The organism is Streptomyces sp. NPDC088254, from assembly GCF_044740925.1.
Classification (GTDB): Bacteria; Actinomycetota; Actinomycetes; order Streptomycetales; family Streptomycetaceae; genus Streptomyces.
Map to the genome: position 1 here is coordinate 956,569 of NZ_JBIURQ010000001.1, position 26,004 is coordinate 982,572.

Below are 26,004 nucleotides of genomic sequence, written 5' to 3' on the forward strand. Positions count from 1 at the left end.
TGAGTCACAGGGGGGTGGTGGAGATGTCAGCCGTCGGTCCACCGGTAGCGCACATACGACTGAAGGTCTCCGCGACGCCGGGAGTCCACCACGCGGTGCTGACGTGGCCGCGCGGAGAGCGGACAGGGTTCCGCGAGGCGGAGATCCGGGACGACGGGGGAGGGGAGGGGATGTGCGCGGAGCTGCTCGCGGCCGTCGCACAGGGCGAGAAGGCGCTCGCCCAGGACCAGGACGGCTCGCCCGCCGCGCAGGAGGGCGGGGCCGCGCCCCCGAAGCCGTCGGAGGTCACGCCGTCCGGTCTCGTGGTGCTGCAGATCAAGTCGCCCGAACTCGAAGAGGTCCCGTGGGAGGAGCTGTTCCAGCAGGCGGGGCGGGTCCACGGACGGGTCTGGCGGCTGGTGCGCAGCCGCCTGGGCCCCGGGAACTTCCAGCCGGACGCGCCGGCGGTGTTCCCCGATCTCCCCGTCCGGGTAATGGTGCTGGGGGTGGATCCCTCCGTGCGCCCCGGCGGAGGGGTGTCCGGGCACGAGGACATCGCCGCGCACTACGCGCTGCGCGACAAGGTGCCCTGGTGGGAGGTGGACGTACTGCCAGGTCGTCTGAACCGTGAAACGCTCCTTCCCCGCCTGCGTCACGTTCAACCGCACATCCTCCATCTCGCCGGGTCCGCCGCGGAGGAACTCCTCGCCGACGAAACGCCGGACCTCGGCGAACTGAACCTGTCGCACACCCGCCTCGTCGTCTCCACGGGCCCCGTGCGGACACCGGAGGCCCGCAGCAGGCTCGACGCCTTCCTGCGGAGCGACGCGCAGGACCCCGTGCTCGGCACCGTCAGCCTCGCGCTGCGGGACGCGAGGGCCCCCGACGACTGCCGGCTGTGCGCGCCGGTCAGCGCGTTCTACCGAACCCTCGCCGAGGGCGGCGCGCTCGACGAGGCCGCCGGGAGCGCCGTGCGGACCGCGCCCGAACTGCGCGCCGTCACCACCGTGAACTGCCACCCCGGTCTCGTCCTGCCCCGCCCGATGCCCTCGTCCCAGGCGGAGGCCAGGGTCCGCCGGTCCCTGTACGACGACCTGCACCACGGGGCCGACCGCGTCGCACAGCGCAGGCGGGCCCTCGACGCCCTCCAGGACGGGGCCTCCGTCAAGCGGCTGGTGGCCGTGCACGGCCCCAGGACCCACGGCGGGCCCCGAAGGGGCGCCCACTCGGGCACCACCCATGTGCTGAAGTCGGTGCTGCGCGCCTGGGAGGCGCGCGGTGGCGTCGCGCTCTACGTCGACCTCCACCGGCACGAGGACGGGCTGTCCGACGGAGAGCTGCGCCCGCCACCCGACCCCTACGTCGAGACGGTCGCGCAACTGGCCGAGAGCGTGGCCCGCGACCACTGGGCCCACGACGAGGAGATCGAGCGCCAACTCGCCGGTCTGCGCGAACGGATCGACGAATGGCGCCGGCGGCACGAGCGAGGCGACGGCCGCACCGTGCTGCGGGGGCACGCGGAGGACGTCTTCTCCGCCGGCCGCGAGCTCATGGTCAAGATCGCGCCGCCCGGATCACACGTCGTTCTGGCGATCGACCACTTCGAGGAGGCGGACGACGCCGTCGCAGGTCAGCTGGTCAGGAACCTCTTCGACAAGATCCTCGCGAGCGCGTCCCTGAGCATCGTCGCGGCGACCAGGAACGGGGCTGACGTGCGCTGGCTCAGACTGTTCTGCACCGCGCCGTTCGACATCCACTGCGAGAACTGGCCCGCGGACTTCGCGGGCCCCCTGTTCCGGGAGATCGGGGCCAGGAACGGGATCGACTGGCACGGGACACCCGAATGGCGCACCACGGTCAAGGAGTTGGCCGACGGGGACGGCCGTGAGGTCGGAGTGGACCTGCTGGCGACGGCCGGACGCGTCGCCCGGAGGACGCAGAGCGGAGGCAGGTCGTGATCGTACGCTCGGCGACGGAGGTCGCGGAACCCTACCGGACGCACTTCCGCGCCTTCCGGTGCACCTTCGACACCGACAGGACGCTCTACGAGGTGCTGAAACGGTGCAGCGTGTGCACCCGCTTCACCCGGGGCGCCTTCGACGCGCTGGCGGGAGGACTCGGCCACTCCCTGGACGACCTGGTGGACCGCGACTACGTCAAGCTCTGCGAGGACGACAAACGCCGCTACCACGTGCCGCAGGACATCAGGCTCGGCGCCTGGACCGCCTGGTGGCATGACGCCGGGAACCACGGCGACCGCACCAGGGGACCGAAGTACGCCGGCCGTCCCACGGAACTCGTCGAACACGCAATGGAGTTGGCGCGGCATCTCGAGGAGGAGGGCGGTGGCGCCGCCGCGGTCGAGAGGGTCAGGCTTCTGGTGGTGGCCGGGCGCACCGACGAGGCGATCGAACTCTTCGACCACTGGTACTCCGGCGCGCTGCGCCTCGGTCATGTGGTCGCGGGCCGGCGCTTCAAGGAAGCCATCGCGCCCGCCGAACTCCGGGACTTCGTCCAAGAAGACCTGATCGACGCAAAGTTGATCAAACGTCAGAGAAGGGCTGAGGCGCAGCTGGCCATGCTGGGCGTCTGGCGCACCTGCTTCGACCGGACCCGGCACTACGTCGCCCGCCCCCAGGTGGAGGGCGCGCTCGAGACAGCGCTCCACGCCGACGAGGCGAACGCCCCCAAGGTCGTCCACCTGCACGGCCCGGGCGGCAACGGCAAGAGCACCCAGCTCTCCTGGCTGATCGCCCGGCACTGCGCCGAGCAGGACCCGCCCGTGCCCTGCGCCCTGCGCGACGTCGACACCCTCGACTCGGCCCGCCTGCTGCGTCATCCCCTCCTGCTCCTGGTCGACTTCGCCCGCCAACTGCTCAGCCAGCTGAAGCCCGTGGCGACGCGGTCCACTACGGCCCGCCTCCAGGCCCTCGTCGACCAGCACGAGCAACTGCTGGACGCGCTCGCCCGCGAGCACGTGGACGGCACCGCGCTGCACCCGGAAGCCGTCGTACCACCCGAACGCCTCATGGACGAGTTCGTCGCGGCGCTGGAGGACATGGTCGCGGGCGGGGGAGAGGACGTGGTCGCGGGCGGGGGAGCGCGCATGGTCGTGCTCTGCCTCGACACCCTGGACGAACTGCTCGGCACCGCCGGATTCGACATGGGCCCGCTCTTCGACGTGCTCGGCGCCCTCACCCGCGTCGAAGGGGTCCGGCTGGTGCTCTCGGGGCGCGCCGACATCGCCGAACACCCCCAGTTCCCGCAGGCCTTCGGTCATCTGTCGGGGCGGTGGCGGTCTCTCGAAGTGCCCCCCTTCACCCTGGAGAATGCGGGTGAATACCTGCGCACCCGCGGCATAGACGAGCCCCTGGCGAACCGGATCGTGACGGCCTGCCGCGAGGACTTCGAGGGCGCCCCCGGGTTCACGCCGTTCGTGCTCGCCCTCCTGGCGGACCTCGCCCTGGACAAGCCCGACGAACTGCCCCGGGCCCGCATGGAGTCCCTGGAACTGTTCGTCCTCGACCGGGAACTCAGCCGCAGGAACCCGCGCGTCGAACTCGCCCTGCGCTACTGCGCCGTGGCCCGTCACCCCACCTACGACTATTTCCGGCAGGTCCTCGTCCCCCTGCTGAGCCAGACACTGCCCGGGGAACCGGACCTGCGCACCGACGACGCGGCGGACAGCCTCTGGCAGGAACTGCTCGACGCGGCCCACAGCTCCGCCTGGATGAGGATCGAGGAGAAGGACCAACTGGTGGTCCACGTCAACGTCCGGCGCGCGGTGCGCCACAGCATGCGCCGGCAGGACGCGGAAGCCTGGTGGCGGCTGCACCACGACGGCAGGGTCCGCTGCGCGGGACTCGCCGCGCAAGCGCGCAAGGACCGCTCCGAGACGGCCGCCGAGTGGACGATCGAGCAGATCTACCACGAGCTGCACAGTGCCGCCGACCCCGACCGCGGCCGCGCCGGATCCATCGACGAGGCCGCCCGGGTCTGGCGCGAGGCGGTCGAGGACGCCTGGCGGCGCGGCGCCGTGCGGACGGTCCTCAACCTCGCCGAACGCCTGCTCAGCGCCGACTTCGGCAGGCAGGAGACCCAACTGGGCGAGGCGCAGCTCCCCGACCCGCGGACCATGACCCTCCAGCTCTGGTACGACATCGCCCTCGAACGCGCCTACGGGGAACTGCACGCCGTCCTCTACGACGGCCGCCCCGGCTGGCCGGACGTCGCCCGCTACTACGAACTGGCGTGCCGCCGCGCCACGATGAGCCAGGACGGCGAGCCGCCGCCCCGCCCCGACGAACGTCGGATGGAACTCCTGCACTGCGCCCTGCTGCTCGGCGACCCCGCCCGCGCCGGCGCCGGCACCCTCGACGAGGTACGGGAGACCCTCGCGGCGATCTTCCGGGAACGCGAGAGCGGACCTCCTGGCCGGGAGCGTCCCTGGTCCAGGGAACGCCTCGACGATCTCTGGCTCGCCGACGCGGGTCTGCTGTACGCGACGTGCCTGGCCCGCACCGGACCCGGCCCCGACGGCTCGGCGGACGGGGAGCGCGCCGCGGACGGCGTGTTCACCACGACCTTCGACTGGATGACGGGCGGAGCCGACTCCAGGGCCCTGCTCATCGCCCGCTACGCGATGCGCGAATGGCGCCTGGCCGCACGCCCCGACCTGGTGCGCGCCTGGAAGACCCGGTTCGACCGGGCCGCCCTGCGCCGGCCCGAGGAGGCGGCCGCCGAGCGGACCAGGGCGGCGCTGGCCGACGCCGAGGCCGCCGTGCGGTCGGGCGTGCCCGTCGAGGGCATCCTGCGCACCGACCCCGGCGCCGACGCCATGGGCTTCGACGTGCTGGAAGCCCGCGTCCGGATGCTGCGCGGCGAACCGCTGCGCGCCGTCCACCTCCTGGACGCCACCGTGCAGCGCTTCGTCGACCCCGACGACGAACGCCGCCGCGCCCTCGGCTACGACGCCCACCTGATCCGCGCACGGGCCTGGGCGGGCGTCCTGGAGCCGGCCCGCGCCGAGGACCACGCCCGGCAGGCCATGCTCCTCGCCCGGGACGACGAGGAGCGGCTGCGCGTGCTGGCGCTGCGCGCCGAACTCGCCCTGTCCGCCGCGGGCGACCTCGTGCGGGCCGACCGCTGGATCGGCCTCGCCGCCCCCCTCAGGTCGGCCCGGCGCGGCCGTGCCGGCAGCGAGATCGCCCGCGCCGAGTGCGCCCTGCTGCACCGGCTCGGCAGGACCGAGGCCGCACGGCGGGCGCTGGCCGACTGGAGGGACGCGCTGCGGGCCCGCACCGGCGAACGGCCGTGCGGCGGCCCTCCGCCGGCGGCGCCCGACGAGTGGTTCGCCCAGGCGCTGCACTCCCTGATCCACTGCGAGCCGGGGGAGGCGCGACCCCACCTGGACGCCCTGAGCGCGGCACTCACCCGGATCCCCGACCCCGGACGCCGGCTCGTGCTCGTCGCCGGGGAGGCCGCTCTGTACGGTCCCGTCGCCGGGGCGCCGCTGCTGCCCGAATCGCTGCGCGAACCGGTGGCCCGCCTCATCGGCCGCCTCCCCGGCGAACGGAGCACCGCACCCCTGTCCCTGGCCGCGGCCGTGTTCCACGGCCACCTCCTCGGCGACCGGCGGCGCGCCGCCGCGGACCTCAAGGCCGCCCGGCAGCGCTTCGGAGCGCCCAACCACGGCGTGCACCGCACCTGGCTGCTGCTGCACCGCGTCCTGCCCTCGGGCGTCGACCCCGCGCCGCTGCCGGAACGCGAGGCCCACGAGGAGCAACTGCCCGCCCTGCGCGGGGCGGACCTGCTGGCCCGTGAGAGCCGGCGCCGCCGCCCCCGGCGGCAGATGGCCGTGGACGCGGCCGACCTGCTGGGCGACGACCGGTCGGCGCCCACCCAGTGGCATCTCACGGCGGCCGAGCTGACGGCCCCGTCCGACCCCGCCACCGCCCGGCTGCGCCGGCGGCTGCAGCACCCGGGCGACGGCCTCCCGCGCACCCGCAACCTCGACCTCGCCCGACGGGCCCTGCGACGGCACGGCGGAGCCCTCGCCGAGAGCCGGGCCGACTCCGCCGCCGGGCTGCGGGCGGCGCTCACCGCCCGGGTCCCCGAGCGCCCCCTGCGCTGCGAACTCCTCGACCCCGGCGGCGTATCCACCGCGCAGGACCAGGACGCACCCGTCGACGTCCTCGTCCTGCGGGGCGTCATGCGCCCGTTCGGCCGGGGCGCCGCCCTGCGCCTCCTCGGCACCGCCCGCCCGGTCCGGCCCACCGACGTGCACCAGGAGATCCGCCGGATCTGCCTGCGCGGCGACCAGCCGCCCCCGCTGGTGCTGCTCGACGCGGTCGCTGAGGGCCTGACCCGGCGGCGGCAGGCCGAGCTGCGGGACCTGTTCGCCCACGAGGTGTTCCTGCTCGGGCGTGGCGACGACACCGATCCGGTCGGCGGAGCGGCCGTCGTGCTGGCGGCCGGGCTCGTGGCGGCCGAGTACGTCGACGACGGCGCATGGGAGGAGACATGGCGTCGGGCCGTGTTGCGGTTCGGCCGCACGGCGGCCGAGGTGGCGGAGGAACTGGACGCGGCCGTCCGGGAGTCGGCCGCCGGGGACGCGGCCGCGCCGCCCGTCCGGCTGTTCTCGCACCTGCCCGAGGAGGAGATGTTCGGCCTCGGGCAGGTGTGACGGGCGGCTGCCGCCTCAGGTGCTGAACAGCACCACGAAGAGGAACACCAGGGCCGCGGTGAGCCCGAGCAGCATGACCGCCGCCAGGAGCCGGTCGTCGCTGTCCCCGGCGGCGTGCGCCCGCGCCGGTTCGCCGCGTCGGCGACGGGTCGGCTGTTCGGCCGGGCCGGCCAGCCCGTGGGCCCGCATGATGGCCGCAGGGCCGTGAGTGGTGAAGAAGGCCGGGTGAACGAGCTCCGGCCTGAGCATGTGGTCCTGGAGTGTGGTCAGCAGGAGGCCGGAGAGCTCCGCGGGGAGCGCCCACCCGTGCATCCCGAGGAACCTCGCCCAGACCCGGGCGGGGCCGGGCCTGCGCACGGGCTTGCGCACGAGCAGCCGGTGGAGGTGTTTGGGGGGAATGACGGACTCCCGCCTGAGCCGGCCGGAGTTCGTCCGGGTCAGGCCCAGCCCCTGGGTGATGGCCAGCTCGCACGCCGCGTCGGCGGTCGCCTCGTCCCAGTGCGCGGTGCGCTTCTCCAGCTCGCGGTGGAGGGCGTCCGCCTCGTCGCGGGTCCGGCACCGAGTCGCTCTCTCCACCAGCTCCATGTCGCCGAGTGCGCTCGCCCACTCGGCGCCCGCGCCGTCCCGCCGTGTGTCCTCGGCCCGCCGCGCGGCACCCTCGCCTGGTGCGTCGCCGTCCTGACGCGGGCCGTCGTGCGGCCGTGCGGCGTCGTCCCGTCGTACGGCGTCCGCGCCCGGCGGGTCCTCGGTCCGCTGCGGAGCGGCGTGGGCCCCCTCGCGCCTGCGCCACCGCTGGGGCCACGCCCCCTTCTTCGTCCGGGGCGGCGCCGGGGAGCCGTGCACGACCGACGGTGGCAACCCCGCAGGGCTGAAGGGCAGTTGCTCGGCCATCCCGTCCGAAGGGGGCGCGGCCGGTTCGGCGGGGGCGGTGAACGACTCGTGTCCGAGCACGGACCGGCGCGTCGCGGTCACGAAGGACGACTCGTGGTGGGCGCCGTGAACCGTGTCGTGCCGGGTGTCGTGACCGGGGTCGTGGTGGGACTGGGGGTGAGCCGACGGGCCGGTGGACGCGTCGTCGTCGTGCGGGTCGTAGGGAAGGAGCGGCTGGAAGGCGGCGGCCTCGTGCTCGTGCGTGGTCGCCTCCGTGTCGTCGGGCGGGCCCCCCGGACGGGCGGGCGCCTGGCCGGTGTCCGACGCCTCACGCACGTGCCAGCCCCGGGGGAGGGCCGGCACGTCGTCGGGCGAGGGGGCGCCGGACGACGTCTCCGCGCCGCCGCCGTCGGCAGGCGGCCGCTCCTCCGGCCCAACGGTGTCGTCCGGCAGGTGCTCGTCCTGGGCGGGGGAGGAGGCCGGGCCGGGGGCGATGCGCGGCCGAAGCAGCGACAGCAGCTCACGGCACCGCTCCTCGGGGGTCATCTCCGACCAGCGCAGGGCCGGGTGGTCCACCAGCCCCAGCGTCTGCGTCCCGGACTCGGCGTAGCGGGCGACCAGCAGCCGCGCCGCCTCCAGCGCCCAGTCCGCGGGCGGCTCCTGACCGTGCAGCCGCAGCCTGCGGTGCGTGGAGTGCCCCGGCGTGGGCCACTTCGGCATGATCATCAGACGGTAGGGCCCGGACTCCTCGTACTCCAGCGTCGAGAAGGTCCACGGGCCGGGCACCAGCCGCTCCAGCATCTCGACCAGGCCCAGCAGGACCAGCGCACGGGGACTGTCGCCGACGCACTCCTCCTCGGCTATCGACAGCTGCCGCCCGGGCTCGTACAGCACCCAGGACACCAGATGGCGCAGCACGTCCGCGTGGTCGGCCGCCTGCGCCCGGAGCACGTCCGCTCCCTGCTCCGCCTCCCGGCGCAACTCGCCGAGGTCCAGCACGTCGAGCGTGCGGCCCAGACCCGCGTCGAGCGCGCCCGAGCGCCGCGACCACTCCCGTCCCGTCAGCCCGAGGGCGACAGGGGCCGTCAGCCGGCCCGACGGCGCGAACAGGGCGTGACAGCGCAGGCTGCCCCGGTCCATGCCGTCCCGCGCGGTGACCCTCCACACGATCACCTCCTGGCCGGCCACCGTCGCGAAGGCGAGGGAGTCCCGGCCAGCGGCGGACGCCCCGTGCGGCCGGACGATCCGCTCCGCCAGTTGCCAGAAGCTGACGGCCTGCGGACCGGCGCAGGAATGGGCCACCGGCCCGAAGCCCCTGTTCTCGGAGATGTTGAACGGGTCGTGGACGAAAGTGATCTGATCGGCGGTGGGACCGGTGTGCATGGTTCAGACCCCCATCAGCTGCGGGACCGGCGGATCGAGCAGGCCGCACATGGTGAACAGCGACAGCAGCGGGCCGAGGACGCGGCGCGGCCGCACGCCCCCGACGAACGCCTTGCGCGGACCGTGCGGATCGGTCCGGCCCGGCACGGCCGTCGGCGACATGCCGGTGGCGGAGACGAAGTGCAGGGTGCACCGGCGGCAGTCGTGCACCGGGCGCAGCCACGCGCTCGCGCCGTGCTGGGCGAGGAAGGCGTAGACGTCCCGGCTCTCCTCGTACGCCTCCTGCGGATCGACGGTCTTCCCGCCGGCCGGCGGCCCGTTGCGCAGCCACTGGTCGATGGGGTCCTCGAAGCGCAGCACATCGCACTTGTTGAGCACCACGGCACAGGGCACGTCACTGAAGTCGCCGTCGCGGGGCAGCCGGTCCAGCACCGTGGAGAACGTCGGGTCGGGCACCCCGGCCAGCGCGTGGCTGATGCCCGCGCTCTCCCGCGCAGGCACCAGCTGGGGCATGCGCAGCGCCCGCATCGTGTCCACCACGAAGATCAACGCGTCCACGCCCAGCAGGAACTGGGTGCTCTGACCGCTGAGCGTGAGGGACTCGCCGGCGATGTCGAAGAACGCCACCGGCCGGGTCCTGCCCCTGACGGTCACCAGCAACGCGTCGGTGAACTCGACGAACGACACGGGGTCGGTGGACGGCAGCACCAGGCCGGCCTCCAGCTGGCTCACCGCCTGGGACAGGAACGTCTGGTGCCGGACCGTGTTCACCGAACGGCAGTGGATGCCGTACGGGTCGAGCCCGCCGCGGCCGATCTCCGCCATCATCGCCGCGAGCAGATGCGTCTTGCCGGTGCCCGACTGGCCCACGAACGCGATGGACAGCGGGGTGCCGTGACTGAGGTACGGCACGGGCAGGAAGTGCTCGCCCGGCCGCTCGTTGGGGCACTTCAGGAAGGCCTGGTTGAGCAGGTCCCGGCGCCGGATCTCGTTCGTCTCCTCACCCGGATCCCACGGCCTGAGCTCATGGGTGGGCGGCTCCGGCAGGAACAGCCGCCGGGCGTCGAAGTACAGGTCCTCCAGACAACTCGGGCAACGGATCGGCCGCGGCTGCTCGCCCGCGAGTACGTCGTCCACTATCCGCTCTCTCCCGTCCTGTCATGGTGCGTACTGCGGCGCGGGATGCGCAGGCTCCACACCGCGCCCCTGCCCCCGGCGTCCGGGCGCGGCGGCTCCTCGGGCGTCGGCGGCGCCGGGGCCGGCTCGGGCCGCGGTCGCGGGGGCCAGGCGTGCGGCCCCTTGGCGGCCAGCAGTTCGTCGAACCGCCGCCGGCCCGCGCGGAGCGGGTCGGGCGCCTCGCCCAGGTCGGCGACCGGGTCGCGTCCCGAGATCCGCTTGAGGAGCGTCCGGGCGTCGCAGCGGCGGGCGGGGTCCTCCTCGAACACGCCGCGCAGCAGATCCGTCAGGGCCTGCCCCGACCCCGGCGGCGGGCGGTCGCCCGCGCTCTCCCGGCCCGTCGCCACGAAGTGGACCAGCTGCCCGGCGCTCCAGACGTCGTCCAGGGGATGTACGGCGCCGAAGCCCTCCCGCTGCTCCGGCGAGGCCCACGGGCGCACCCCCAGCCGCCTGCGCGGCCGCCCGGCCAGTTCGGCGCCGCCGAACTGGGTGAGCTGGATCCGCGAGCCGTCCCAGCGCACCGTGCCGGGGCCGATCGACCGGTGCACCAGCGAGGCCCACTCCAGCAGCCGCAGCGTGCGGAACAGGCTGTACTCGAACTTCTGCTGCTCGCGCACCATGAGACGGCCCGCGAACTCCGCCATCGGGTGGCCCTTGCGCAGCGGGTCCAGCAGCAGGAACGGCTCGGGCGCCTCGATGGCGTACCCCGCGAGCCGGGTGAACTCCGGCGGGTAGCCCTCACGCCCGAAGGCCCGCACGAGCCGCAGCCCGGCCCGGATCTCCGTCTCCAGGGCGTCCAGGGCTTCCGGCCGGGCGGCGTGCGCCGGGTGTATCCGCCGCTGGGAGAGGTGCCGGCCGTCCTCCAGCGTGATCATCCGGGTGCGGAACGGGGAGCCGGGAGCGTGCGGCTCGTCCGGTTCGGCCCGCAGCACGCGCACCCGCTCGGGCATGCCCGTGGAGTCCACGAACAGAAGTACGTCGGTCATTCAGGCACCTTTCCGCCCCCGGCCGCACCCCGGCCACAGCCCGCCGCGCCGCCACCGAGACCCGCCGGCCTCCGCGCTCCTCCCGGCGATCCGCCGCCGGGGCGCGGGGACCGCCGAACGCACGTCGCCCGCGACCCTGCTCCCGCCCTCCGGGCGGACGGCCCCGCGCCCGGAAGACGACCCCGCGCCGCCCTCTCCGCGCCCGCCGCGCGTCGCGGGGCTCACCCCGCGCCCCCCGTCGTGTCGCCCCCGCCGCGTGCGGAGGGCTTGCCGGGCTGGACGCGGCTGCCGCCGCCGTGCTGTGCGCCGTCGCGGGCGCCGGGGAGCCGGCCGCCCTCCCGGCCGCCCGGCCGGGGAGTGCCCCCCGCCCCGCTCGACTCGCGGTCGTCGGACCAGGACAGGCGGACCGAGCTCTCAGCGAGCGGGACGAGGCGCAGCAGGCCGGCGAAGCGGCCCGTGGCCGTCCACACGATGTCCGGCAGGCCGGCGTCCGGCACGCTCGTCCACCGGGTGCGCGGCTCGGCCCGCCCGGCCGTCGTCCCGTGCGCGCCGCCCGGCGCGTTCTCGACGGCCTTCCAGAACGAGCTCTGCATCGCCTGCGGCACGAACCCGAAGTGCCGGGTGGCGTCCGGCGCCCGGTCGAGCATCCGCAGCTGCCCGGGGGAGCACAGATGCAGGGCGTCGTCGTGATGGCCCGGCAGGAGCACGCCCACCACGCGCTGCATGTCCACGCCGACCAGACTCGCCGGGTCGGGCCGGCTCACCGACGTCAGGGCGAAGCGGGGTGCGGGGGCGGTGCCGACCCGGGCCAGCTGGTGCTGGTACTCGAAGATCAGCTCGCCGGTGCGGGCGGCCACCGGCAGCGCGGTGACGGTGGAGGGGTCGCGCAGCACCAACGGCCAGTAGGGAGTGAGGACTTCGGCCATCAGGTCCGACAGGTCGCCGACGACCGTGTCGAGCAGCGCCTGCCCGGCCTGGCCCACATGTTCGACGGCGTACGGCGAGCCGCCCCGCCCGTCCACGGTCCCGCCGCCCGGCGGGATCCCTCGTGACGCCGGACCCCAGTCGGCCCCGGCCCGGCCTTCCAGTTGCTCGCCGAACTCGGCGAGGGTCGCACAGCCCGCCTCCAGGAGCGCGGCGACCGCCCGCGCCTGGTCGGACGCGGCCGCCCGGGCGTCCGCGAGCAGCCAGTACTCGAACACTCCGTCGTCCAGCGCCTCGGCGAGCCGCTCCGCCGCGAGGGCGGCGGCGTCGAGCCGTACCTCTCGCCGCCAGTCCGCCACCGCGGCCGCCCACAGGCTGTGACCGGCCTGGACGGCCGCCGCGCCGGCCGCCACCGCGAGCAGCGGCACGGACCAGACGGGCATCGTCACCGCGGCCCGGGCGGACAGGCCCACGAGGCAGCCGGCGGCCCACCCGCCGGCGAGCACGCCCACCGTCCGCCGGGGGAGCCGGGCGGCCCACGGCGGCTCGTCGGACGCCTCGTCCTCCGGGCCCGCGACGAGGGTCCACCCCACGGCGCCGGCGAGGAGGAGCAGCAGCAGTCCAGACACCAGCGGCCACCACGGCGCGACGGCGGCCGTCGACGCGGCGAGTGCCGCCCAGCCGGCCGCCCGGCCGGCTCCGGCGCCCACGGTGAACGCGGGCGGCCGGATCAGCGGGGCCAGCACGTCGTCCGGGCAGACCTGCTGGATCCGCTCGATCTGGGCCGCGCTGCCGGACGGCACGGTCGAGTTGGTGAACTCGCGCAGCCAGGAGACGATCTCCGGCAGCGGGCGCCGGCGCTCCAGCCGGGTCAGCACCTGCTGCCGCAGAGCCGCCCCGACCTCCTCCGGCCGGGTGCCCGGGACCAGCGGCAGCCGCACGCCGAGCCGCAGCAGATGGTCCCGCGCGTCCGCGCCGATGCCCGCCCGGCCGTCGACCCACTCGAAGGTCTGCTCGATGGTGCGCCGGTGCTCGGCGAGCCGGTGCCCGGCCTCCCGCACCGCGTCGAGAGCCTCCCGGACCCCCGAGGCGCGCCGCAGCCAGCCCCGCCGGCCGCTCAGCTCCGCCAGACGCAGCCCGGCCCGGCGCATGCCCGCGACGGTCTGCCGGTGCGACTGCCGCAGCGGGCTGTCCTCCGGCAGACAGTCCTCCGAGCTGAGGTCCTCGGGGTCCGCGGTCCCCGCGAGGACGGCCAGCGGCCCCTCCGGCGGCGCGGGGCTCGTCACGGCGGTGGGCGCGCCGGTGCAGTATTCGAGGGCCTGCACCTGCGTCCGCAGCAGCTCCTCCTCCGGCACCTCGTGGATCAGCAGCCGCAGCGCCGGACTCGCCACCGCCGACGGCAGTTCGTGCAGGGTGCCCACTGTCTCGTCGAACACCTCGGCCACCTGGAGCAGTTCGACGAGCGGGTCCAGTCCGCCCAGGTCGTTCTCCGCGGCCCCCGTGTCGGTCAGCGCCGGCGCCCCGCTCTGCCCGGGACGCCAGCCGATGCCCCGTACGTCCCCCACCCACACCGTCGCGGCCAGCGGCGGGCGCAACTGCACCGGCAGCGCCAGCACATGCGACTCCTGGTACGGCTCGTCCGCGGCGTCGGCGGGGTCCGCCGCCGGGCCGGCCGGCCGGGCGGCGGGCGGGCCCACCGCGAGACAGAGCACCGCCGACACACCCGGGTGGGAGCAGATGCGCTCGTAGGCGTCCTCGTGGGGGACGAGGTCGGCGGCCGTGTCGATGACCAGCACCCGGGAGACGTCGGCCGCGCGCACCCGCGCCTCGCGCATCGTCTCCCGGAAACGCTCGTCGAGCGCCGCCGCGGTCCCGACGTGGTCCAGGCCCCGGCGCAGGTCGATGCAGACGACCAGACGGTCCCGGTGCGGTGTGCTCACTGGCCGGCCTCCCCACCGAGCGCGTGGTGCAGCTTGCGCAGCGTCCAGCCCTGCAGCCGGTGCGCCCGGGGGAACGGCAGGTCCAGAGCCTCCTGGAAGGTCTCCGTCCAGAACGCGCGCAGTTCCGCCCGGTGCGCCGGATCCTGTTCCACCGGCCAGGGCGACCGCCCCACGAGCAGCTCCGCCTGCTGCGCCGCCACCTTGTCGACGAGGGTGCGGAACAGCCCGGACGGCGCCACCGGAGTGCCCTCGAGCCCCAGCGGCGTGGTGGCCATCAACTGCTCGCAGAACGCGTCGCGGATGCCCCCGCTGTCCTCCCCCAGCGTCCAGGACTCGTACGCGCGCAGCAGCCCGCCCCAGCTCGACAGACCGGGGCCGGGTGACTGGAGCGCGCACACCATGGCCGCCGACTCCCGGTCCCGCAGGCCGACGCGCACCCGCTTCGGGCTGGTCACGTCCCCGAACACGGTCACCTGGTCGTTCCACAGCGCGCACAGCAGGCGGTGCAGGATGTGCCGGCGGTCCTGCGCCGTCCCCATCAGGAAGTCGGACTCGTGGCCCAGCCGGTGCCGCCAGCGCAGCAGGTCGCCCGGCTGCTCCGCGCCCAGCGCCTCCGCCCACAGCGTCAGCGTGCCGCGCACCTCCGGCACCTCGGTCAGGCTCATCGAGCTGCGGAACAGGATGACGGTGACCGACTCGGTGGACACCGGACGGAACTCGATCTCCCGCTCGTTGTCCCTGGGCAGCCGCATCTCCCGCTCCAGGAAACGGCGCACCGCGGAGTCGGTGGACGTGGCGGGGTAGACGATCAGCACCTTCAGCTTCCCCCGCCCCTCGGGGGAGAAGCCCACCGGCAGCAGCGAGGCCAGCTTGTGCCGGCACTGCTCCACGGCGTCCTCGCCGACCTGCAGCCCGTCCCCTGCGGCCGACGCCGCGAGCAGCGCGCCCAGCGACGGCAGCAGCGGACGCTGCCCCACCCCGCCGGCCTCCCCGAACAGACGCTTCACCCGGTTCTGCAGATGGTCCTTGACGATCGACACCGACCGGCGCGGATCCACCCGCGCCTCCGTGAAGGCGGCCCGCCACCGCTCGGCGCCGATCAGATGCCCGAGCAGCGCCTCCTCGCCGTCCGTCTCCCGCAGCCCCTCGGCGAGCAGCAGACGGTGCACGACGGCCTCGTAGAAGGAGACCAGGTCGTTCTGTGGCGGCAGCAGGTACGACACCCCGGTGCGCGGCCGATACAACTGCCTCGTCCGCTGGGTGAACGAGGCCTGCTCGTCGTCGGCCTGCTCCTGGAACGCGCCGGTCAGCGCGTCCAGTTCGGCGCGCAACGCGGACAGCGTGCGGTCCCAGCGGGGGGCGTGGTCGGCCCAGTGCCGGTGCCAGACGCGCCGGCACTCCCACTGGTACCAGGCGTCCTGTTCCTGAAGGGCCTGCACGACCTCGGCGTCGCCCCATCTCAGCTTCACCAGCCCGGCCATGCGGTCCTTGATGTTCCTCGGCTGCGGCGGACCCACGCTCAGGCCCGGCGGGCGTTCCGGCTCCCGGCCGCGGTTCTGCAGCAGCCCGGCGAAACCGGCCCGGGCCAGCCGGTCCTTGGCGGCGGGCTCGCCCAGCACGACCTGTCGCAGCCTCGGCACGTCGACCCGGCCGAGGAGTTCGCGCACTCCGCGGAACGGGTCGAAGGCGGTGGCGAGTTCGGAGACCTGCTGGCGCAACTGGCGGTCGAGGTCGCCGAGCGCGTCGTCCATCGCGCTCTGCCGCGCCGCCAGCGCCTCCAGCACGGCCCGCGCGCCGGTGGCCGGACGCGGCTCGCTGAACGGCGGGCTCGGGCGCGTCCACAGCTGGTCCAGGTGGGACGCGGCGAAGAACTCGCGGATCAGGTCGCGTTGGGTCGCGTCATGCGTCGCCGGATGGTAGGCGCGGCGCTTGAGCGCGGTGGCCAGCAGCCGGGACGCCACCAGTTCGGCCAGTTCGTCGACGGGGACCGCCATGGAGGCGACCAGGCTCGTGGAGACACCCCGGTTGCCGATGCCGGTCGGGGCGACGGCGGCCCGCTCCACGTTGGCGTTGATGAAACTGTCGGCGAACGACTGGTACAGGTTGTCGCCGTCGCGGATCCGGCTGTCGTCCTCGCCGAGCTCCGTGCCCAGCAGGGACATCACCAGCGACACGATGGAACGGTGCAGGTCCTCGCGTTCGATGCCGGAGGTGCGGGAGAACAGGAACGCGGTCTGCGTGGTGGAGGGCCGCATCCGCACCGAGACGCCGCCCGGGTACTCGACGGAGAGCTGGCCGGTGCTGCCCACGTCGTCCAGGTTGTCGTCGGCGTCGGGCGCGTTCTGGTCGTCCACGAGACGGAACAGGTCCACCAGGGCCCGGCCCGCGTTGAGACGGGCCGCGCGGCCCCCGCCCCGCCCGTCGTCGAAGGCGGACGGCATGACCACCAGCGGGTAGATCCGCACCCGGTAGCGGGCCTCCTCGAAGGCGTGCCCGAGCAGATGGAGGTAGTCGTAGAAGATGCCCGCGCCGGTGCCGCCGGCGACGGAGAAGGCGACGAACACGTCGCAGCTGTCGGCGAGCGAGCCGCCGAGCGAGGTGAGGTCGCCGCCGGACTTGCTGATCAGGGAGATCGCCTCGCGCAGCGGGTTCAGCGCGGGCCCCAGACCGCCGCGGAAGGTCTCGAACAGGGCCGCCCGGCCCACGGCGGGCAGCTGGCCCGCGCCCCGGATCAGCGGGGCGACGCGCGGCTCGCCCTGGCGCGGGGGCACCCAACGGCACAGCGGGCCGGGCAGGTTGGTGCGCAGACTGCGGGCCACCTCGGGGTAGGAGTCGAAGCGCGGCAGCAGCCCGAACGTGGCCCGGGCCGTCCTGCCGTACGCGGCCTTGAGCAGTCCGTCGGCCCGCATGTGCGGCAGCCGGCTCAACTCGGCCTCGTTCAGGTCCGCGTAGACGAACTGAAGGCAGTCGGGCAGCTGGTAGGGGAGCAGTTGGCGGCCGCGCAGCGCGGGGAAGAGTGCCGTTCCGTCGGGGCCGCACAGCGCTTCCCGCAGCCGGTTCTCCAGCTCGGCGCCGATGAGGCATCCGGTGCCGCCCAGCCCCACGAACAACATAGGCTGGTAGATCTTCATCCAACTCCCCCTCGTGCGCGGCCGTGTGGGCGCCCGGCTCCGTCGCGCGGCCGTCCATGGCCGTCCCGGCGGTCGGACACCGGGTCAGAAAGCGTCGTCATAAGGCTGTTTCGCGGGCATCGGCGGGGACGCCGGCGCTCCCGTCGCACCGGACCGCCGGCGCCGGACCTGGCCGTCCGGGGCGGCCGGCGCCGCAGTGGCCTGAGCCGTCGTGGCGGCGGACCTGCGGCCGGGGCCGCGCCGGGGCGCGGGGGCCGTGGAGCGGGTGTCGGCGAAACCCAGCGCCAGCCCGTCCCGCAGCGCCGCGGTCCGCCCGCGCGGGACGGTGAGCCGCTCCCCGTCCGGCGTCCTGACGGCCAGGCCGTCGCGGAAGCGCCGCACCCGGTAGCGGCCGGGGGAGTCGTCGAGGAACAGCCGGGGCGCACCGCCCGCCGAGCGCACCTGGAACCCGAACTCGGCCCCGCCCCCGGCCGGCGCCCGCAACCGGCTGCGCTCCATGCCCTGTTGATGGAGAATCAGCTGGAGGGTGGACACGTCCCGGCTCCTGCGCTGCCCCTGCCAGCGCAGCGCGAGGACGAGGGCCAGCAGGGCGAGCACCGCCGAACCGACGCCCACCGCGGGCGCGTTGCGTTCCAGGAACCCGGGCCGGGGCACCACCTGGAGGATCAGGAAGGACTGTGCCACCGGACGCCCCCGTTCGTCCCGCAGCGAGACCGTGCCCGGCACCGGACCGGTCGGCGCGTCCTCGGCGAAGCGCAACGTCAGCGGCACGGAGATCTGCTGGCCCGCGCCGACCCGCACCTGCTGCGGGCTGATCGTGAAGGACACCCGGTCCCCGGCGTCGCCGAGCACCACGCGCACGGTGCGGGCGGCGCTGCCGGAGTTGTGCACCTTGACCAGCCCGCGCGCCGTCCCTCCGGGCTCCACCCGGCGGTCCTCGAACTGGACGGACCCGGCGAGCGGGGAGAGCGGGTCGGGCGGGGTGGTCCGGTAGGGGCGTTCGTCGCCGGTGATCCCCTCGCCCACCATGTGGCCTACGAACTCCAACTCGCCGTCCGCCGCAGCCGGCACCGTCACCGTGCCCGAGAACTCCCCGTCGCCCGCGGCGTGGTCCGGTGAACGCCCGTCGTCCGTGAGCCGGGTCTCGACCGGGGCGAAGCCCTTGCCGGTGAGGCTCACCGAGACGCCGATGCCGGCGAGTTGCCCGGGGTCGATGAGGCGGGCGTCCCGCGCGGTCTGCAACAGCACGTGCACGGCGGCCTTCTGGCCCGGGGCGGGAGACGGCGGGTCGAGGACGATGAAAGAGCGCAGCACGCCCTGCCACAGGGCGGTGGCGCTGACCTGCTGGCCGGCCGAGCCGCCGAGCACCTCCACGTGGACCCGCCAGGTCCCCGGGTGCGGGTCGCGGATCCGCAGGGACTCCACCGGGCCGTCCTGGCCGACGAGTTCGAAGGCGGAGCCGTGCGCCGAGCCGCGCAGGGGGACCTTGCGGCCCTCGGGGTCGTAGTAGGTGACGGCCACGGCTTCGGGGCGTTCCTTCACCACCACGATGGAACCGTCGCTGGCCACCGGCGGGATGGTGACGCTGAGATCGGCGGTCGTGGTGACCGTGCCCTGTGCCTGGTCCGGACTGGTGCGGGCGCAGCGGGCTCCCGCGAACGCCTGCAGCAGGGCCTTCGACACGGCGTCCGAGTCCGGTGTGACCCGGGCCCGCGGCCGGGCCGACGGCAGTGCCCCGCACCGGGTCTGGTAGCCGCCGGCGGCCAGTGCGTCCAGTTGGGACCGGTCGATGCCGTCGCCGAAACCGAGCGGCCAGATCTGCACCCTGTCGGCCCGGGCCTGGGCCACCGCGGTGGTGAGCGCCTTGGCGGCATTGTCGTTGCGCCGGTCGGGATCGGGTCCGTAGTTGGGGCTGTCGCGGACGTCGAGCCGGCCGTCGGTGAGCAGGAAGAGGATCTTCGGGGCGGCCGGTGCGGCGGTGTCCCCGGTCGTGCGGAGCATCGACAGGCCCTGGGTGATCGCCGCGGGGAAGTCGGTGCCGTTGCCCTCGGCCGCGGTGCGCGGCCGGATGCCGGAGACGCAGGTGCTCAGGCGTTCCCGGCCCGCCGTGTCCGCCCTGGTGAGCGGGCACACCACGTCCACGGGGCGCCGCCCCTGCTCGCTCTGGCTGCCGAAGCCCACGACGGCGGCGCGCGACCTCGGGGAGAACTCGCCGAGGGTGAGCATGGAGGCGGCCGCGCGCTCGGCGGTGACGTCCTGAGGGGAGAGGCTTCCGGACTCGTCGACGAGGACGACGAAGTCGACGGGTGCGGGGTCCGGCGCGGGCGCCGGGGCGGCACGGCTCGGTGAGGCTCCGGGCAGCAGCAGAAGGCCGCACATCAGTGCCAACGACAGAACGAGACGTCCGGCATGACCCGGGAAACCGGCACAAGGGCGGTCCGTCTGCATGGGATCCCCCCTGGCCCCCGCTGGAAAAGAACTGTCTCGCATTTGTAGCACCGCGAGAAGACGCATCGTAAGAGATCGGCGCATTATCGTGCTTGCCTTCTGAAGGCTTATCCGAAACATTCCCGCGCGGTTTCCCCGGGGTGGTCAACCGTGGTGTCGTGCCTGTTCAAGGGGTTGTGCCAAGCGACCGAGGCGGGTCGTCGACTTCTCGGAACGGTGATGACGGCAGTGGCCGAAGTTTTTTGCCGGCGCTCGCCTTCGTATTCTTTCCCGGCGTTTGTTGACCGATGATGATCGGTTTTTATGGCTGCTGTACCGGATCGCGGTCAGGGTTCGGGCGCGTGTGGTGCCGTGGTGCGGGGGAACTCGGCCCGCGCCATCGACAAGGCCGCGATCGATGCGGCCGCGCGGACCAACAGGAGGTGCCATGACCGCGGACGCCGCGCACGACGAGGACCGGGACCGCAGCGACGGCCGGGAGGATCTGCCCCTCGGCGGGTACGCGGCGCTCACCGCCGCCTTCGCCGCGAGCGTCGCCGTCTTCGCCGGCGTGGCGCGGCGCAAGGGCGTGCGGCTGCCGGACGAGGTGCCGCCGTGGGACGTCGCCCTGATGGGGGCGGCGGTCTACAAGACGTCGCGGCTGCTGTCCCGGGACAAGATCACCAGATTCGTCCGGGCGCCGTTCACCCGCCGCGGTTCCGACGCCCCGGCCGGCGAGATCCTGGACGAGCCCCGCGGCACCGGTGTGCGGCGCGCCGTGGGGGACCTGGTCTCCTGCCCGTTCTGCGTCTCGGTGTGGGTCGCGGGCGCCGCCGTCGCCTCGTACGCCTGCGCGCCCCGGGCCACCCGCCTTGGCTGCGCGGGCCTGGGCGCGGTGACCTTGGCGGACTGGCTCCAGTACGCCTGGACCTGGACACAGCAGACCACCGAGAACTGACGCCAGGAGTGAGCAGCATGACCGAGCACACCCCCTCCCGGGCCGAGGGCGACCGGGAGGAGCAGGACGCCCGGGAGACGGCCGAGCAGTCCTCCCCGGACCACGCCACGCCTTCTCAGGCCGAGGGCGACCGCGACGACGCCGACGGGAGCGGGGAGAACGGCAGCGGCTCCTGACCCGCGGGGCCCTCCAGCAGGCCGAGCGCCGCCGCCACGGCCTCGTCGATGCGCGTCAGCCGGGGGGGCGGGCACCTCCCCACGTGGGGATCCCCGGGCGGCCCCGGCTTTCACAGCGCGCGGTGACGCCCGGACCCGGGCGGCGGTCCCCACAGACGGGGCGCGACCGGCCCGAACAGCGTCACGGAGGGCGTGCCGTGGGTGACGGCGAGATGGGCGGCCCGGTGTCGCCGCTCACGAGCAGCGTGGCCCCGGCGACCAGCGCCGACAGCTCCCCGAACGGCAGCCCCCCCCGCACAACGCATCCCACGCCGGCAGCCCGGCCGACCCCGCCACGTCCCGCACCAGCGCGTCCTCTCCCGGCCCGCCCGCGACGACGACACGCCGGCCGGTGGGGCGCAGCCGCCGTACGAGCGCGGCGTACCGCTCGTCGGGCCGGCGCCGGGCCGCGGACTCCGCCCCGGGATGCACGACGACGGCTCCCGGCGCCGGCGAGGCCGCGGCGGGCGGGGGCAGCCGCACGTCGCGGCGGGCGGGGGGGGGGGCAGCCGCACGTCGCCGAGGGCGGCCGCGATGCCGTACGCGTCGAGGAATCGGCACCACCGGGTGCGTTCGTGCTCGTCCGCCCGCCACCGTGCGGGCCGGGGCTCGGGATGGGCGAAAGACCGGCAGCCGTCCCGGGGGCGAGCGCGGCGACGGCGTCGCCGCTCTCGGGACCCTTGCCGTGCAGGTCGATCGCCCGGTCGGGCGGCGGCCCCGGTCAGTGCGCCGGCGACGGCACGGCACGTCCCGGCGCCTCGGCCGGGAACACGGCGTCCACGGCCCCGGTGGCCAGGGCGGCCTCCTCCAGCGCTCCGGGCCGCGCCAGCACGACACGGGCCCCGGGGGGAGGCCCGGCGGATGCCCCGCAGGGCGGGCACCCCGGCCAGCAGGTCCCCCAGTCCGAGCGCCCGCAGCACGAGCACGCAGGGCGTCGCGGCCGGCGCCTCTCCCGCCGAGTCCGCCGGCCGCGCCCCGGTGCGCGGGCCGCTCACCCTCGCCGCCTCCCGCGGAAGCCTCTCGGCCGGTGCGGGGACAGCGCCGCCCGCTCCGCGAGGCCGGTCGTCGAACGGCCGTCCAGGTAAGGGAGAAGGACGACCTGGCCGCCCCAGCTCTCCACCAGGGACGCTTCCGGCAGCCGCTCCAGCGCGTAGTCGCCGCCCTTCGCCCAGACGTCCGGCCGCAGCTCGCCGAGCAGCCGCTCCGGAGTGTCCTCCTCGAACACCGCGACCGCGTCCACGCACTCCAGGGCCCGCAGCACCCTGACCCGGTCCGCCACCGGCACCAGCGGCCGCCCACCGCCCTTGCGGCGGCGCACGGACGCGTCCGAGTTGACGCACACGACCAGGCAGTCGCCGGCCCGGCGGGCCGCCTGGAGCAGGGCGACATGGCCGGCGTGCAGGAGATCGAAACAGCCGCCCGCCGCGACGACGGTCCCGCCGGCCGCGCGCACCCGGGCCGCCGTCCGCAGGGCGTCGTCGGCGGCCGGGGGAGCCGCCTGGGCCGCCGGGACCGTCTCGGGGGCGGTCTCGACGAGCGAGCGGACGCCGCCCTGGGCGACGTACCGGGTGGCGGCGTGCACGGCCTCACGCACCGCCGTCTCGGTCAGCTCACCGTCGGCGAGGAGACCGGCGGCGGTCGCCGCGAAGCGGTCCCCGGCGCCGCAGGCGTCGCCCTCGGCCGTCACCGGCACGGGCACCAGCAGCGGCGTCCCGCCGTGGGAGAGCAGCGCGCCGCGTCCGCCGAGGGTCACGGCCACGGAAACGGCCCGCCACGCGCGAAGCAGCACATCGGCGTCACCGGCCGCGGCCCGCAGCTCCCGCCCGCGGCCCGGGTCGTCGCCGGCCGCCGGAGGCGTCGCCGCCGCCCGCGGCCGGCCACTTTCCGCAGCGGGCCCGTCCGCGCTCACCACCCGCACGGCGAACGCGTGCGCCTCGCTCGCCGACGGCGTCACGAGGCGTACGCCCGGCACCGGGGGTTCGCCCCGGGGGTGTGGGTCCCAGACGACGGGGACCCGTGCGGCGGCCGACCGCAGGGGCTCGCGGAGTGCGCCCGCCGTGCCCCGGCCGTAGTCGGCGACCAGGATCGCGCCCGCCTCGGCGACGGCGTGGCGGGCCTCCTCCGTCGCCTCGCCGGCCAGGCCCTCACCGTCGTCCAGGCGCAGCAGCGGCGTGCCCTCCGCGAAGACGCGGGTCTTGCTGGGCAGCGCCCCCGCCAGCGGCATCCGCACCAGCCGCACCCGGCCGGCGAGCAGCCGTTCCAGCGTCGCGCTGGCCTCGTCGCCGCCCAGCGCGGTGACCAGGGTGACCGGCCTGCCGTCGGCGGCGGCGAGGAGTGCGGCGAGCGCGGCGCCGCCCGGCCGGGAGACGCGCCGGGTGCCGCTGACGACCGGGACCGGCGCGTCGGGGGCCAGCCGCTCCGCCCGCCCGCACAGGTCGTGATCGAGCAGCGCGTCCCCGACGACGAGCAGCGGCGCCCGGGCGCTCATCCGCCGCCCCCGCCCGTCACGGGCCGCGTACCGTTCTTCCAACGGCCGTCGACCGCCGTACGGCGCTCCACCCTCCGGTCGAAGGCCTCGCACAGCATGTGCACGGCCACCAGGTGCAGCTCCTGGACCGTGGCGGCGGCCGCCGCCTCCACGCACAGCGCGTCGTCCGCGGCCCCCTCCAGCGGGTTGGGCGCCGGCCCGGTCAGCGCCCACACGGTCATCCCGAGCCGGCCCGCCTCCTTCGACGCCACGAGCAGGTTCGCGCTCGCGCCGCTGGTGGACAGCAGCATCAGCACGTCCCCGGCCCGGCCGTGCGCGGCGACCTGCCGGGCGAAGATCTCCTGCACGCCGTAGTCGTTGGCGATGGCCGTGGTGGAGGAGGTGTCCGCGTGCAGGGAGAGCGCCGAGTACGGCGGCCGGTCGTCGCGGTAGCGGCCGACCAGCTCGGCGGTCAGATGCTGGGCCTGCGCGGCGCTCCCGCCGTTCCCGGCGACGAGCAGCCGCGAGCCCGCCCCCAGCCGGTCGGCGAGGGCGCCTCCCCAGCGTCGGATCACCGGGGCGGCGTATTCGCGGAAGCCTTCCAGTGCCTTCATCAGGTCGTCGCAGTGCGCGACTCCGGGGGCGAGCGTCATCGGACCACTCCCGACAGCGAGGGGACGCAGGACACGGCGCCGTACACCCGAGACACGCCGTCGGCGACGCGGTCCCAGGTGTAGCGTGCGAGGACCCGGCGCCGGCCGGCGGCCCCGTACCGGGCGAGCCGCTCGGGGTCGTCGAGCAGACGGTTCACGGTGTCCACGAGATGCCGGTCGTGGCCCCGGTCCGGTGACTCCGGTGCGACGTGCACGCCCGTGAGGTCGTCCACGACGGTGTCGAGCTGCCCGCCGACCGCCGTGGCGACGACGGGCGCGCAGCACGCCATCGCCTCGACGGGGACGATCCCGAAGGGCTCGTACCGGGGCAGGGAGAGCACCAGGTCCGCCTCGGACATCAGCCGGGGCATGCGCGCGGGACCCACCCCGCCCAGCAGGGTCACCCGGTCGGCCACCCCGCACTCCTCGGCGACCGCCCGCAGCCGCTCCGCCTCGGGCTCGGCGCCCAGCAGGGCGGCCTCGGGCCCGCCCGCGACGAGCAGTTCGGCGTCGGGGATGCCCGCCAGGGCGCGGATCGCCCGGTCGAAGCCCTTGCGCGGCACCAGCCGGCCGACCGAGAGGAGCCGCCGGGGCGCCGACGCGGGCCGCCGCCGCGCGCCGGCCACCGGGGCGAACAGCTCGGGGTCCACGCCGCAGGGAACCACCGAGACCCGCTCGCGGGGCAGCCCCATGGCGACCAGTTCGGCCACCTCGTCCTGGCAGGTGGCGATGATGCCCGAGCACTCCCGTCCGACCGCCGTCTCGATCGCCACGCGCTGCGGCGGACTGGTGTCGGCGGCCCCCTGGTGCCGTTTCTTCACCGTGCCGAGCGCGTGGTACGTCTGCACCACGGGCACGCCGAGCTCGCGTGCCCCGGCCAGCGCCGCCATCCCGGACATCCAGAAGTGGGCGTGCACCACGTCCGGAGGATCGGCCGCCCACTCCCGCGCCAGCCACGCGCCGAACTCCGGCATGTACGGCAGGAGTTCGTCCTTGGGTATGGGGGCCGGAGGTCCGGCGGGCACATGAACCACCTTCACCCCGTCCGCGGTGGTGACCCGTTCCTGCAGCCCGGGGTCGTCGCGGCGCGTGTACACGACGACCTCGTGGCCCCGGCGGGCCAGCTGTGCGGCGAGTCGGGCCACGTACACGTTCTGTCCGCCCGCGTCCGGTCCGCCGAGCTCGGCCAGCGGGCTGGCGTGCTCGGAGACCATGGCGACGCGGCCGGCCGTCGGCTGGCTGGGGCTCATCGGGTGACCTCCTTGATCAGGCGCTCCCAGTCGTCCCGGAAACGCCGTTCTCCGTAGCGGGCCCGGACCGCGGCCCGGGCGGCCTCCCCCGTCGCGCGGGCGTACGCCGGGTCCGCGGTGAAGCGGCGGACGGCGTCCTCCAGCACGTCGATCCGGTTGGAGACCACTCCCGCCCCGTCCGGCACGGCTTCCCGCACCTCCGTGGCGTCCAGCGCCACCACCGGCATGCCGAGGAACATGGCCTCCAGCAGGGACAGCCCGAGCGACGTCCAGCGCACCGGGTGCAGGTACAGCCGGCAGCGGGCCATCGCCGGGTGCAGTTCGCCCTGGGGCAGGTCCCGGGTGCGGCAGCGGTCGGGCGGCAGCCCGAGACGGTCCGCGAGACCCGCCGTGCCCATGCCGAAGACGTCCAGCGGAGCCGCCCGCGCGAAGGCGGGCAGCAGGTCCGTGCCGGTGGTCCGGCCCCGCCGCACCGGCTCGTTGACGACGACGGCGGCGCGCGGCTCCTCGCCGGTCCACAGGGGGCCGGGGTCGACGACGCCGTGCTCGATCACCGTGGTCGGGGCGCGGCCGCTGTCCCACATCAGCCGGTTGAAGTGGGTGACGTGGACGATCGTGACGTCGGTACGGCCGGCGAGGGGGTGACGGGTGTCGACGGCCGAGTGGTGCGGGCAGTTGTGCTCGACGTACACCGCGGGCACGTCGACGCCGGGGCGCCGGCCCGTCCACCGGTGGGCGAGGCCGATCTCGTGCGGCCGCTGCAGCACCATCAGGTCGATCGGCGCGTCGCGCAGCTCGCCGGGCGTCGCCTCCCGCACGGTGTCCGGCCACCGCCAGGTACGGGCCCGCCCCAGGCCGTCCGGCCCACGGTCGGGCGTCACCGGGACCAGGAAGGTGTACGGGCCCTGGACGAACGACGTCAGCCATGAGCCGTGCACATGCCAGACCAGGATGTTCATG

14 protein-coding genes are annotated in these 26,004 nt (G+C 75.2%); 4 read left to right on the top strand and 10 right to left on the bottom strand.

Going from position 1 to position 26,004, the window contains the following annotated elements; translation table 11 throughout:
* Positions 1-23 precede the first annotated feature (23 nt).
* Positions 24-1,937 (top strand): hypothetical protein, encoded by a 1,914-nt coding sequence (locus ACIOC0_RS04140; RefSeq protein ID WP_402152155.1) that lies wholly within the window; start codon positions 24-26, stop codon positions 1,935-1,937.
* The gene (locus ACIOC0_RS04145) at positions 1,934-6,664 is read left to right on the top strand and encodes a hypothetical protein (RefSeq protein ID WP_402152158.1); all 4,731 of its coding nucleotides are present in this window, start codon (positions 1,934-1,936) and stop codon (positions 6,662-6,664) included. The genes ACIOC0_RS04140 and ACIOC0_RS04145 overlap by 4 nt, the downstream gene beginning before the upstream one ends.
* A 15-nt stretch (positions 6,665-6,679) precedes the next feature.
* Here ACIOC0_RS04145 and ACIOC0_RS04150 read toward each other — a convergent pair whose 3' ends face one another.
* The 6 genes from ACIOC0_RS04150 to ACIOC0_RS04175 all read right to left on the bottom strand — a co-directional run bounded on the left by ACIOC0_RS04150 (position 6,680) and on the right by ACIOC0_RS04175 (position 19,453).
* Positions 6,680-8,917 carry a hypothetical protein gene (locus ACIOC0_RS04150; protein WP_402152161.1) on the bottom strand — a complete coding sequence of 746 codons (2,238 nt, stop codon included), beginning with the start codon at positions 8,915-8,917 and terminating at the stop codon, positions 6,680-6,682.
* 3 nt (positions 8,918-8,920) lie between these two features.
* Positions 8,921-10,054, bottom strand: coding sequence for a hypothetical protein (locus tag ACIOC0_RS04155; protein WP_351089292.1), 1,134 nt, complete (start codon positions 10,052-10,054; stop codon positions 8,921-8,923).
* The gene (locus ACIOC0_RS04160) at positions 10,054-11,079 is read right to left on the bottom strand and encodes a hypothetical protein (RefSeq protein ID WP_402152164.1); all 1,026 of its coding nucleotides are present in this window, start codon (positions 11,077-11,079) and stop codon (positions 10,054-10,056) included. Before ACIOC0_RS04160 ends, ACIOC0_RS04155 begins: the two co-directional genes overlap by 1 nt.
* A gap of 221 nt (positions 11,080-11,300) precedes the next feature.
* Positions 11,301-13,943: a hypothetical protein gene (locus ACIOC0_RS04165; protein ID WP_402152167.1), complete on the bottom strand. Its 2,643-nt coding sequence runs from the start codon at positions 13,941-13,943 to the stop codon at positions 11,301-11,303.
* On the bottom strand, positions 13,940-17,074 hold the full coding sequence (locus ACIOC0_RS04170; protein ID WP_402152170.1) for a tubulin-like doman-containing protein: 3,135 nt from the start codon (positions 17,072-17,074) through the stop codon (positions 13,940-13,942). The genes ACIOC0_RS04165 and ACIOC0_RS04170 overlap by 4 nt, the downstream gene beginning before the upstream one ends.
* A gap of 84 nt (positions 17,075-17,158) precedes the next feature.
* Positions 17,159-19,453, bottom strand: coding sequence for a VWA domain-containing protein (locus tag ACIOC0_RS04175; RefSeq protein WP_402153201.1), 2,295 nt, complete (start codon positions 19,451-19,453; stop codon positions 17,159-17,161).
* Between the two features lie 496 nt (positions 19,454-19,949).
* On the opposite strand from ACIOC0_RS04175, the gene ACIOC0_RS04180 reads away from it, so the two are divergent.
* Positions 19,950-20,459: a DUF1360 domain-containing protein gene (locus tag ACIOC0_RS04180; protein ID WP_402152173.1), complete on the top strand. Its 510-nt coding sequence runs from the start codon at positions 19,950-19,952 to the stop codon at positions 20,457-20,459.
* A 17-nt stretch (positions 20,460-20,476) separates the two neighbouring features.
* Positions 20,477-20,635, top strand: a complete 159-nt coding sequence (locus tag ACIOC0_RS04185; protein ID WP_402152176.1) for a hypothetical protein — start codon at positions 20,477-20,479, stop codon at positions 20,633-20,635.
* A 1,030-nt stretch (positions 20,636-21,665) separates the two neighbouring features.
* Here ACIOC0_RS04185 and rfaE2 read toward each other — a convergent pair.
* The 4 genes from rfaE2 to ACIOC0_RS04205 are packed head-to-tail and all read right to left on the bottom strand — an operon-like array spanning position 21,666 to position 26,003.
* Positions 21,666-23,162, bottom strand: a complete 1,497-nt coding sequence (gene rfaE2, locus ACIOC0_RS04190) for a D-glycero-beta-D-manno-heptose 1-phosphate adenylyltransferase (protein ID WP_402152179.1) — start codon at positions 23,160-23,162, stop codon at positions 21,666-21,668.
* Positions 23,159-23,794 (bottom strand): SIS domain-containing protein, encoded by a 636-nt coding sequence (locus ACIOC0_RS04195; RefSeq protein ID WP_402152182.1) that lies wholly within the window; start codon positions 23,792-23,794, stop codon positions 23,159-23,161. Before ACIOC0_RS04195 ends, rfaE2 begins: the two co-directional genes overlap by 4 nt.
* Positions 23,791-25,044, bottom strand: a complete 1,254-nt coding sequence (locus ACIOC0_RS04200) for a glycosyltransferase (RefSeq protein ID WP_402152185.1) — start codon at positions 25,042-25,044, stop codon at positions 23,791-23,793. Before ACIOC0_RS04200 ends, ACIOC0_RS04195 begins: the two co-directional genes overlap by 4 nt.
* On the bottom strand, positions 25,041-26,003 hold the full coding sequence (locus ACIOC0_RS04205) for a glycosyltransferase (protein ID WP_402153203.1): 963 nt from the start codon (positions 26,001-26,003) through the stop codon (positions 25,041-25,043). Before ACIOC0_RS04205 ends, ACIOC0_RS04200 begins: the two co-directional genes overlap by 4 nt.
* Position 26,004 lies beyond the last annotated feature (1 nt).

Coding starts and splice junctions, on each gene's coding strand:
- ACIOC0_RS04175 (WP_402153201.1), bottom strand. CDS start 19,453: ATGTGCGGCCTTCTGCTGCTGCCCGGAGCCTCACCGAGCCGTGCCGCC.
- ACIOC0_RS04140 (WP_402152155.1), top strand. CDS start 24: ATGTCAGCCGTCGGTCCACCGGTAGCGCACATACGACTGAAGGTCTCC.
- ACIOC0_RS04150 (WP_402152161.1), bottom strand. CDS start 8,917: ATGCACACCGGTCCCACCGCCGATCAGATCACTTTCGTCCACGACCCG.
- ACIOC0_RS04170 (WP_402152170.1), bottom strand. CDS start 17,074: ATGAAGATCTACCAGCCTATGTTGTTCGTGGGGCTGGGCGGCACCGGA.
- ACIOC0_RS04185 (WP_402152176.1), top strand. CDS start 20,477: ATGACCGAGCACACCCCCTCCCGGGCCGAGGGCGACCGGGAGGAGCAG.
- rfaE2 (WP_402152179.1), bottom strand. CDS start 23,162: ATGAGCGCCCGGGCGCCGCTGCTCGTCGTCGGGGACGCGCTGCTCGAT.
- ACIOC0_RS04205 (WP_402153203.1), bottom strand. CDS start 26,003: ATGAACATCCTGGTCTGGCATGTGCACGGCTCATGGCTGACGTCGTTC.
- ACIOC0_RS04200 (WP_402152185.1), bottom strand. CDS start 25,044: ATGAGCCCCAGCCAGCCGACGGCCGGCCGCGTCGCCATGGTCTCCGAG.
- ACIOC0_RS04160 (WP_402152164.1), bottom strand. CDS start 11,079: ATGACCGACGTACTTCTGTTCGTGGACTCCACGGGCATGCCCGAGCGG.
- ACIOC0_RS04180 (WP_402152173.1), top strand. CDS start 19,950: ATGACCGCGGACGCCGCGCACGACGAGGACCGGGACCGCAGCGACGGC.
- ACIOC0_RS04195 (WP_402152182.1), bottom strand. CDS start 23,794: ATGACGCTCGCCCCCGGAGTCGCGCACTGCGACGACCTGATGAAGGCA.